Raw genomic sequence first — 11,039 nt, 5'->3', positions numbered from 1 at the left:
TTTTTCGCTTTTATTGTTGTCTTCACTATTACTTACAATAACCATGTTGTTGGTGAGCATTTACTATTTTTTCTACCTCCCTGGAATAAAAACTGAGGTGTTAGATCAGCAACAACAAGAATATAATTTGTTGTATTCGGCATTATCGTTATCAAAAAATAGCTTAACCACCTTATGTTACGATTACGCCGTGTGGGATGAGCTAGTTGAGTATGTTGGTAATCCGACTGATGATTTTGTTCAAAGCAATATGCCTAATAATGCATTTGAAGCTGCAAATATTGATGCTGTTTTTGTCATCGATACTAATAATAAGTTAATTTGGGATTATCAGGATGACTCATTAAAATCATCCAGATCGTCACTCGTTCATTTATTTCATCAGCAAAATACGGAATCTTTTGCTATTTTGCCCACAGCAGCTGAAATTGCATCACAAACAGTGTCTAGCCGCAGTGGTTATCTCGTTTTTGACGGGGCTCTCATTTACTTTAGTAATACCACCATTTTACCATCGACTGGTCACGGTGAAATTGCTGGCAGTTTAACGATGGTTCGCTTAGTGGATAAAGCGTTAATTAACGATATTAGTCAGTTTTCTTTGGTGAAGTTTTCAATTGAGGATGCACAAACATCAACAAAAAACATGCAAGAGTTTTTTAGTTTAAAGAAAATTGAAACTATTGCGCCATCACACAATTGGCTAATCCGTAATACGTTTAATGACCAAGTGGTACAGGTGACTTTACACCATAAAAAAGTGTCGTTGCCTCAGTTAGATTGGGCATCGGCAATATCGATATTGTTGTCAATTGTGTTGATTGTTTCTCTCTCGTTGATGGCATTATCAAGACTGCTTATCAAGCCGCTTATTCGTTTTAACAAAAGCATTAATGATTCATCAGATGATAATTTCATCAGCAAAATGGCTTCAAATCATTTTATTGATGAACTTGAAAATGTGTCTTACTCATTTAATCAATTACTGCTTAAGTTTAATGCTCAACAAAATTACTTAGAGACATTAACGGTTCAAGATTCGCTCACAGGCATAACTAACCGTAGGGGTCTTGAAGCATTTACAAAGCGAATTATTGCGCGCTGGCATCTAGAAAATGTTGGTTTTAGTGTGATGATGATTGATGTCGATAATTTTAAGTATTTTAATGATAAACAAGGTCATCTTAAGGGGGATGATGCATTAACTGCCGTTGCGACCAGCCTGTTAGAGGTTATGGCTCAATATGATGGGCTTGCTGCACGATATGGTGGTGAGGAGTTCTGCATAATTTTGGCCGATAATCATCATCAAAATATATTGAACGTTGCGGAAGAGATTCGTGAGTCTATCGAGAAATTGCACATCTCTAATAATATTGATGACCGAGACTGGCTCACGGTTAGTATTGGTGTGGTGGTGGTTGACGATAAATTAGCCGACGTAGAAAAATATAACTTTAGCGATGTATTACAACATGCCGATGAGCAACTTTATTTGGCTAAACAAGCGGGGCGTAATACTGTCAGAGTGGCGAAGTTTGGCGACTAAATATGCCGAATACCGATGAGTTAACTCGATATTTGGCATTTTAGCGCAAACACTACAGCTGTTTAAACTGCTGCTTTAAATCAAAATCACTGTCAGTTACCAGTCTCTCTAATACTTGTACCCGTTCAATCAATGCTTGGTTTTGGGCTTGTAGATCGCTAACACAGCCCGTGTCAGTTTGCTGCTTATGCTTCATATAATACTTAAACATTTCAGATGCAGTGGTGCCAACCACAATAATGAAGACCAGCGCGATAATGGCGATATCGTTTTCCATAATGACTCCTTATTAATGCTCTTTTGTTAATAGATTTTTGACTTTCTTATCTGACTTACTCTTATTAAAAGCGCTAGCTAATCTCTCTTGCTAATTACCCCAGCCTTATCTCTACTCGATAAGGCTGGGGCTCGTCGTTATAAGCTAACCGTTATAAACCAAAGACGACTTTTTCACTTTTAAGCGACTTTTCTAAGCCTGCAGCCAACGCAATGGCAATGATCAGTGTGGTCACAGATGAAATAATTAATTGCATCATTGGTATTTCACGACCTTTAATAAAGTCCATTAATGCTTGCTGTTGGCCTGATACGGGTAACCACTGCAATATGTCTGGAGCAATGTTGTAACTAGCTGCCATTGAAAGGGCCAGTGGTACAAATAACACCATGGTTAAGTATGATTGTGCCTCTTTAAAAGTTTTAGCCATAAACGATACATACAGTTGTAAGGTTGCGGCCATCAAGGCGACTGGAATACCCACTAAGAACATTAAGCCCATAAAGTCTTGGCTAATGTTGATGGTAAAGCCAATTTCTTGCCACGGTACAAAGGGGTAAGCCACTTTTGATACCAGTAAAATCAAGATTAACCCGAGCAAAGCAAAACAGGTTACGGCAATAATTTTACCGATGACCAATTGGCGGGTGCTCATTGGGTGGCTTAACAATAGTGCTAGTGAGTTACGCTCACGCTCACCCGCACTGGTGTCGATCGCGAGGTTCATACCGGAAATAAATACCGAGTACATCATGGTGAAAATAGCGATGCCTAAAATCATCCCACCTTTAGAGTCTGGTGTGGCTTTGTCTTCGATATTGACCTTTAATGGCTGGGTTATCCGGGGATTAATACCGCGTGCAATTAAGCGAATGCTGCCCATTTCTGCACTATATGCTTGCAGTTGACGCTCTAGTCGACGAATTGATTTTTGCAGCTTCTCATCTGAATTGTCGGCTATTAATATCACTTCAGCTTGTTTAGCTTTGGCCATGTTGGCGGCGTAATCGTCACTAATGGTTAAGATGATTTTATTCGCTTGTTCATCTTCACCGTGGTTAATGCCGTTATTACTTAAGTAGCGCACTAAATCTGGAGCGTTATCGGCATTATTGATATTGATGTTTAAATCTTCTGGACTAGACAGCTGGCCAATTAACACCATAAACATGCCGCACATAATCAGCGGCGTACCAATGGCATAATATAAACCAGCCATAACAGATCGTTTATCTCGTGCGGCGTCGATGAGTTCTTTGCGCACCATTGCGAGTATCATTTTCATTATGCTGCAATCCCTTCGTCGGTACCGATAAGTTCGATAAATGCATCTTCTAGAGAGTCTTTACCTGTTTGCTGACACAGTTCGTCAGGGCTACCGATGGCGACCACTTTGCCATTAGCCATCACGATCACGCGATCACACAAGGCGGCGACTTCTTGCATCACGTGGCTTGAAAACAGCACACAATGACCTTGGTCTTTGAGTTGCAATAAAATGTCGCGCAGTAAGCGGGTGCTCATGACATCAAGTCCGCGAGTAGGTTCGTCTAAAATGATGTTACTTGGCTTATGAACAATGGCTTGTGCTAATGCCGTTTTCATCCGCTGGCCTTGAGAAAAACCTTTGCAGCGACGATCACAAATGTCTTCCAGCTTTAATTGTGCAATCACATCAGCAGTGGCTTTTTTAGCTTGTTTGCGCGACATCCCACTGAGTTCGGCAAAGAAACTAATGTATTCACGCGGGCTTAAGCGTTCATATAAACCAAAAGGGTCGGGGAATAAGCCTAATTGCTTTTTGGCCCCAATCGGATCAACTGCAACATCAATGTTATCAACAGTGGCAGTGCCTGAGTCTGGCTTAAGTAACCCAAATAAAGTGCGTAAACAGGTGGTTTTACCTGCACCATTTGGGCCGAGTAAACCGGTAATTTGGCCATTCTCAGCGCTAAAGCTTAAATCATCTAAGGCCTGCACATCGCCAATTTTTTTGGTTAAGTTTGCAACAGTAATCATGACTATTCCTTATCCGCAGCGGTATTCGCTGGTGCTGTTGTTTCTATGTCAGTGGGCGTGTCGATAACCGGTAGTGCTTCTACGGTATTGGCATTAAGGTAAAAGCTACGACGGACATCTTTTTGTAAGCATTCACCGTTGATGTCTTTTACTGAACCTTGGTCAACTAACTGGGCGACGAGGTCATTGCCACAGCTTTGACCGGCCACGCCGTGGGTTGCATAAGGTGCAATGAAGTGCTTTGATTTTGTCAGTTTTTCTTGCGCCAGTGCGCCCCAGTTTGGTGGTGTTGCCGGGTCGAGTTCACCAGATAACAATAAGGTGGGGATATCACTGAGGATAGGTTCACTAAAGTTGTCGTCCACTTGTGGAATCGGCCAGGCTTGGCAGGTTTTTTCTAACCCCTCTAGCATATTGCCGCTGATGTACGACTCTTTTGCATCTTTACGCATTTGATCAGTAATGCGGTGAATGTCTTCGCCACACACAACGGATGCGTGCATGCCCATCGCAATACCTGTGCTATCAGCAGTTAATGTGTAAATACCTAATATCGGTTGATAATTACCTTGTGCCGCTTGATGAATAGCATGCGGGATAAGTGCACGGATGTTTGCCATGTACATCGCCATTCTAATAGCGCCGCTAAACTTGCTGCGGGTGAGTAAAAACTCGCTGAGTTCATCTGTTTGTGGGTCTCGTACTTGTTGGCTTATCGGAGCGGTGGCCAGCAGTTGGTCGACTTTATTGTATTCGTCAGCCAAGTCTGGAAATTGTTGCTGGCAAGCAGGAGTACTTTTACAGTCGCGCCATAACACATTTAAACCACGTTCTATTGAGTCACCAATCGCCACGACACTTTGTTGCATTGGCACCACGCCATCCAGTGTCACTGTTAATAAGGCTTCTGGGTAATGGCGCATATAAAGCTGTGCCATACGTGTTCCGTAGGAAATACCGTATAAATGCAGTTTTTGGTAGCCCAAATATTCGCGTACTGCTTCGAAGTCAGTTAACGCGGTATTACTACCATATTGGCTTACATCGGCATCAATTTGACCTAGGCATTTTTCTGTCATCGCAATGATATCGAGATCGTCATCATTCATACTGAGTAATTCAGTGGTGTCATCGTCGCAAGATAAAATGTTCGATTTACCGGTACCACGTTGATCAATCAGTAAAATATCGCGCTGCTGGCGAACTTTGGTCAACATGCGATTAAAGAAAGCGGCATTTTCAATGGCTGACTGGCCTGGTCCGCCTGCGATTGCCAGTAATGCTTCATTTGGGTGAGTGTTTTTAATGGCTGGCAAAATAGCAAAATGAATGTCGATTTGCTTACCGTCAGGTAGCTGAGGGTTTTCCAGCACAGTTATTTTACCGCACTGTAATTGCTCGTCTAAACCGTCTAAGTAACAAGCACTGGTTTTAGCGGGTGCTGCCACATTGGTTTGCGATGTGTCGGCATGACTATTGTTGGCGAGTAAAATTGCAATAGCGACCGCGAGCCATCGGCTAGTACGTGTTGCCGATTGGCATAACCCAGAGCGGGTTGACCGCTTGGCTAAGACTGTGTTGATAAACTTCCTGTTGATCATCGGAACGTTTCCTTTTTGCATTTCATGACGATTATGATACCTTAGCACTTAGTGTATGAGTGTATCAATGTATTAATACAGTTGTTAAAGGCTAATGTTAGAATTAATAAATGTCAACCCCAGCAGTGGTGAACCCATCTATCGACAGTTGCACGATCAAATCGTGCGCTTAATTGTCGGCGGGCAATTGCACCCCGAAGATGTTCTGCCTTCGGTGCGCCAACTTGCCGAACATTTAGCGGTAAACCCGATGACGGTATCACGTGCTATGCAGCAACTAGTCGACCAAGGTTGGGTTGAGCGCCGTCGTGGTCAGCCGTCACGCGTGGCTGCCAGAACCGCGGCCAATAATGATTCTGGCAGCAGTTTGTTGGCACCACAATTAACTGCATTAGTTGAGCAGGCACGGCAGCTAGGGGTCGATTATGACCAGTTACAAGTATTGTTGGAACAATTTTGGAATAAAGAATAGCCACAGTTGAGCTAATTTTTAAGGACATCATCTAGGAAGTCGATAATGGAAGCCGAAGAGAAGCCCGTTTTACGCTTTAATCATGTGAGCAAAACCTTTGCTGCAAAACACAAATCTGCAGCAGGTCATGCGGTGTTGGTCGATCTATCGATGACACTTTATCCCGGTATGGTGGTCGGGTTATTAGGCCAAAATGGTGCGGGTAAATCGACGTTAATGCGTTGTGCATTAGGCATTGTGGGCATCGAACAAGGCGACATTTCAACCCTTGGCGAACCGCCTACCGCTTTATCTGTTCAAGCAAAAGAACGAATTGGTTACGTACCCCAGCAGCCTTTTGGTTATGAAGGCTTTACCATAGATAAAGCGTTAGAATTGCACCGCAGCTTCTATCCAAACTGGGATATGACACTCGAGCAAGATTGGCTTAAACGATTTGATTTAGATGTTACGCAAGCGGTGCAAAAATTATCAGTGGGCCAGCGTCAATCATTAGCATTGATAATGGCCATGGCGTATCGGCCAACCTTATTATTACTCGACGAACCCGTTGCCAGCTTAGATCCCATTGCCAGGCGTCAGTTTATGAGCGACTTGTTCGATCTCGCGCTCGATTCAGGTTCTGCAGTGTTATTTTCATCGCATATCACCTCAGATTTAGAACGTGTTGCCAGTCATGTTGCCTTAATTAAAAAAGGCCAACTGATACTGTTTAAAGAAATCGACGCCTTGCGTGAAGAGGTTAAATTACTCAACTTAGCCGAAAACGCTCAGTTACCGTCACATTATAAAATATTGAGCCAAACCGGACAAAGTGTGCTGGTGGATACTCAAGGTAACCCATCGAATATTGCGGGTGTGCAGAGTGAGAAATCACTCAACCTAGAACAGTTATTTATGGAGCTGCATCGATGAATCAGTCGCTGCAAAACAGTCAACTTTCAGCATGGCGTAAACCTTACCGTGGCATGCTGCGGTTGTGGTTATATGACTTAGGCAGTGTCGGTTTTATTGGTGCCGCAGGATTAGGCCTAATGTTGGGTTTTTTGTGTTTTATCACGGGTAAAACTGAGGTTGTTAGCCTCGTTTTTTCCATGGCAACACTGTCTACGGGGGCGGCAATTTCTTGGCAGTTTAATCGCTTAGCAGCAACCGAGATGACCGGTCTAATACCTCATTATCAAAAGCACGTACTCATACAGGCGGCGACCATCGCAGTGGGTATGTTATTGATACAGCTATTAGTCTGTATTGGTTTTGCTGCTTACGATGTCATCCCCAGACTACTGCTAGCCATTGTGGTCAGTTTGCTGTTTGTATGGGCCTGTTTATGGCGCAGTAACAGTTTTCATTTATCGTTTTTATTATTCATAACAGTGCCATTTTCAGATAAGTTCGCACTCACGATACCGACGTGGATGATGCTAATACTGATTGCTGGGCTATTGTCTTGGGTGATCCATTTATGTCGCCAACTTAGCTGGAATAATGAGGCGCGTGTGGTGTACCTCAACGCCGTGCAAATGGGCTGGATGTGGCTGCCGAGCATAAAAGGATTCACCTGGATTACTCGTGTTGAGCGGTTGTTTCATCCGATGAACTTTTTTATCGGCCCGGTGTTAACTATGATGCTGCTTTGTTTACCGTTGATCACCCTTGGTTTAATACTGCTGTCGTGGCTATTTGATATTGATGTACCAGCATTATTTTTATTGGTGCAATTTACCGTGATCAGTTGTGCCATTGTTCATTGGAGCCGAATTCAACGTTGGCGCGCGGCAGAAACGCTGTTTTTATTGCCTTGTTATAGCGGCTTGAGTGGATTGCGCGATGCATTTTACCGCAGCCAGTATCGTTTCATCGCTGTGTTAGTGGCTATGGTCAGCGTGCTAGGTTTTACCAATAGCTTGATTGACCCGCAATATGGCGGATTATTTGTACTGCATTTAGGTCTAAGCACTTTTTGGGGCTGTGCGATTATGCTGGGAATGGGTTCGGCAAGCCGTAATAGCCTGCAAGCCACAGCAGCAATGCTAATAGTGTTACTCCATTCGATATTGGTGTCGTTGAGTTTCGCCGCAGTGCGAGACGGTGACAGCTTATGGGTATGGTTGCTTATGGATGTGCCACTAATTATTGTTGGTGTTGGCGCATTAATTTGGGGTAAAAAACGTTTGTGGCAGCATGGTGTTTTGGCCCCGTAAATCATCGAGCATAACTGACAAACGTGACCGTAAGCTCAAAAATAGAGCAAAAGCTCTTATGGTTTTTAGCGACTTCAGGTAGAATGTAAAAAGCGGAACACTTGTAAGCTAAAAGGCCACTATCATATGTCATTAGATCAATACCACGTAGTTCGACTCCTGCAACAGCAAGGTCAGTCATTAGGCGATAATATTGCCCTTGAAGGCTTTGACATGCCTGCACCTTGGCATACCGTAACGTGGGGCGCATTTGATACGGTTACAGACTCAGTCGCACAGTTGTTAATTGAGTTTGGCTTACAAGTGCAAGACAAAGTGGTGATTTTAGCGCAAAACTGTCCACAGTGGACCTGTGCAGATATTGGTGCCCTTAAAGCTCGTAATGTTGTGGTACCGGTATATCCAACCAGCACCATAGAGCAAGCGGTATTCATTGTTAACGACTCTCAAGCTAAATTAATTTTTGCTGGTAACCAACAGCAATACGACATGGCTTGCACAGTGGCAGCCCAAGCTGAGTGCGTGCAACACATTGTAGTCTTTGATGCTAACGTTACCCTTAATGCCGATAATCATGTGTATTTTGATCAAGTATTAGCGGCGCAATTTAATCCGCTGATTACCAATGAGCTCAATACTAGACTAGCCAATAGCAATTTAGACGACTTATTTACGCTTATTTATACCTCTGGCACCACCGGCAATCCTAAAGGTGTGATGCTCGACTACCGTAATTTTGCCTCGATGATTAAACAGCATGACAGTGAGTTGCCATTTACTGCGGGTGATGTGTCGCTGGCCTTTTTACCGCTTAGCCATGTATTCGAGCGTGGTTGGAGCATGTATGTATTATGTCGCGGCGGCCACAATGTGTATTTAAGCGACACTAATCGAATTAAAGAAGCCCTTATTGCGGTTAAACCACATACCTTGTGTGCAGTGCCGCGATTTTTAGAAAAAATTTACAGCGCTGTGCACGATAAAGTCGGCCAAGCGCCTAAAGCGAGACAAACATTATTTGCTTGGGCGATGCGAGTAGGTAAGCACCAATTTGAAGTTAGCCAAGGTCGTGCTTCAGGAAGTTTGTGGTTAGGCGCACAGTGGAAGCTGGCTAACAAGCTGGTTTACAGCAAGTTACAGCAAGTGTTGGGTGGCCGGTTAAAGTTCATGCCCGTGGGCGGTGCCGCACTCGATATTAATGTGGCCAGCTTTTTTCACAGTATAGGTGTACCGGTATTGTGTGGTTATGGCATGACAGAAACCTGCGCCACGGTAACCTGTAATACTTTAGATAATCGTGTACCAGGTTCAAACGGTAAGCCACTAGAGGCTATGCAAATCAAGCTTGGCAAAGACGATGAAATCTTAGTGCGTGGCGACACTGTGATGCGCGGTTATTACAATCGCCCACAAGATACCGCCGAAGCCTTTGAAGATGGTTGGTTAAAAACCGGTGATGCTGGGCATATCGATGAGCATGGTAACTTGTATATTACCGATCGCATTAAAGAGTTAATGAAAACTTCAAACGGTAAATACATTGCACCACAGCGGGTTGAAGGTAAGGTAGCTTGTTGCCCATTTATCGAACAAGTCGCCATTGTTGCCGATGCACGCAATTACGTGTCAGCCCTAATCGTGCCAGCATTTGAAGCATTAAATACTTGGGCTAAAGCGCAAGGCATACATGTTGAAAACCCAATTGAGTTGTTACGTCACTCACAAGTGGTGGCTCATTTCGAGCAGCGATTAATCGAGTTGCAACATGAGCTAGCTGGGTTTGAAAAAATCAAAAAATTCACCTTATTACATGAAGCATTTTCGATGGAATCTGGACTCATTACGCCGACATTAAAGCTGCGTCGTAAAATGATTTACAGCAAATATCACAGTGAAATTAATGCCATGTATGGCAAGTAATTAACCATCAATCTTTATACCAAAGGACGCATTAGCGTCCTTTTTCGTAATACTTAGTGATAATTGCCTGTATTTCCAATAGAGGTACAATACTCTATCTTAAAATTAGGCAACATAGAGGGAACTATGGAAATTATCACGGTAAATGGAAAGCCTGTTTTTAGATCTAGCACTCAGTCTTTTTATGGCAATCAATTTAGCCAGAAAGTGTTAGCTAATATCGATACAAAAACGCTGTTCAAAAAAATTGACGCTATACCGGGTCTTGCGGGCGCAGGAATCGTTTATATTGATAGCAAATACAACATTATTGAATTAAGAAAATTCGAACCTGTTTGCCAACTAAATCCGATTAAAATCGTTCTAAGGGAGCCTCCTCAATTAATGAGTCAGGCCGAGTTTGCCTCCCATTTAAAAGGTAGCCAAGGTAATATCCGTGAATCTAAATTAGTTGGTGAATTGGGAAATGCTGCTTGGAGTTGTGGGACTGCTGCGCTTGGGTGGATGGTTGTAATTGGTAGTATGGCTGCTATTCCATTAACTGGCGGGACAAGTAGTGCGATAACGTATTTAGCTGGAGCAGGCGCAACTGCTGGTCTTGTTCAATGTATTAATGGTGCGATGCGATCATATAATGCGTATGAAAATCCTGAAAAAAATGATAATTTAGACTCACAAGAATGGTATCAAAATGCCACTTCAGCTGTGGATTTAGTATCACTTGCAGGTGCTGGCGCTGCTGCTTTAGGTACAATAAAAGCAATAAAAATGATGCAGTTGGGTACAAGTAAGAATACCTATGAAATCTTAAAAGGGTTATCCCGTGCTGAAAAAAAGAGATCAAATCGTGAAATTACCCGTCTTAATTTACCTGGTGCTTCAGGTAAATTAATAAAATCTATGGCTCGAAAAGGCAACATAAAAAAATATACAGGTAAACAAATTACCCATGCATTTCGTTTACATTTAATGGATGCCGTTGGAGCTTCAATGAGCA

At 43.0% G+C, this 11,039-nt stretch carries 10 protein-coding genes; 6 read left to right on the top strand and 4 right to left on the bottom strand.

Annotated features, from left to right (window positions below):
* Positions 1–1,549, top strand: a 1,549-nt coding sequence (locus tag CXF78_RS01985) for a diguanylate cyclase (protein ID WP_145991351.1), incomplete at its 5' end; no start/stop codon positions are given.
* A 52-nt stretch (positions 1,550–1,601) separates the two neighbouring features.
* Here the strand turns inward: CXF78_RS01985 and CXF78_RS01980 are convergent.
* The 4 genes from CXF78_RS01980 to CXF78_RS01965 form a co-directional block, all read right to left on the bottom strand.
* Positions 1,602–1,826, bottom strand: coding sequence for a hypothetical protein (locus tag CXF78_RS01980; protein ID WP_011639387.1), 225 nt, complete (start codon positions 1,824–1,826; stop codon positions 1,602–1,604).
* 151 nt (positions 1,827–1,977) lie between these two features.
* The gene (locus CXF78_RS01975; RefSeq protein ID WP_011639386.1) at positions 1,978–3,111 is read right to left on the bottom strand and encodes an ABC transporter permease; all 1,134 of its coding nucleotides are present in this window, start codon (positions 3,109–3,111) and stop codon (positions 1,978–1,980) included.
* Positions 3,111–3,845: an ABC transporter ATP-binding protein gene (locus CXF78_RS01970; protein WP_011639385.1), complete on the bottom strand. Its 735-nt coding sequence runs from the start codon at positions 3,843–3,845 to the stop codon at positions 3,111–3,113. The genes CXF78_RS01975 and CXF78_RS01970 overlap by 1 nt, the downstream gene beginning before the upstream one ends.
* 2 nt (positions 3,846–3,847) lie before the next feature.
* Positions 3,848–5,446, bottom strand: a complete 1,599-nt coding sequence (locus CXF78_RS01965) for an alpha/beta hydrolase (RefSeq protein WP_011639384.1) — start codon at positions 5,444–5,446, stop codon at positions 3,848–3,850.
* 94 nt (positions 5,447–5,540) lie between these two features.
* Here CXF78_RS01965 and CXF78_RS01960 point away from each other — a divergent pair, with 94 nt between their 5' ends.
* The 5 genes from CXF78_RS01960 to CXF78_RS01940 all read left to right on the top strand — a co-directional run.
* Complete coding sequence (locus CXF78_RS01960; protein ID WP_011639383.1) at positions 5,541–5,918, top strand: GntR family transcriptional regulator; 378 nt, start codon at positions 5,541–5,543, stop codon at positions 5,916–5,918.
* 45 nt (positions 5,919–5,963) lie between these two features.
* Positions 5,964–6,833, top strand: coding sequence for an ABC transporter ATP-binding protein (locus CXF78_RS01955; RefSeq protein WP_102035816.1), 870 nt, complete (start codon positions 5,964–5,966; stop codon positions 6,831–6,833).
* Complete coding sequence (locus CXF78_RS01950) at positions 6,830–8,122, top strand: ABC transporter permease (protein WP_102035815.1); 1,293 nt, start codon at positions 6,830–6,832, stop codon at positions 8,120–8,122. The genes CXF78_RS01955 and CXF78_RS01950 overlap by 4 nt, the downstream gene beginning before the upstream one ends.
* 126 nt (positions 8,123–8,248) lie before the next feature.
* Entirely contained in the window at positions 8,249–10,042 is a 1,794-nt protein-coding gene (locus CXF78_RS01945; RefSeq protein ID WP_102035814.1) for an AMP-dependent synthetase/ligase, read from the top strand.
* A gap of 126 nt (positions 10,043–10,168) precedes the next feature.
* The coding region (locus CXF78_RS01940) for an Ssp4 family T6SS effector (RefSeq protein ID WP_102035813.1) at positions 10,169–11,039 on the top strand (871 nt) is incomplete at its 3' end.

This window comes from Shewanella sp. 11B5 (assembly GCF_002836795.1).
Lineage (GTDB): Bacteria > Pseudomonadota > Gammaproteobacteria > Enterobacterales > Shewanellaceae > Shewanella > Shewanella frigidimarina.
This window is presented reverse-complemented; position numbering and strand designations above follow the sequence as displayed.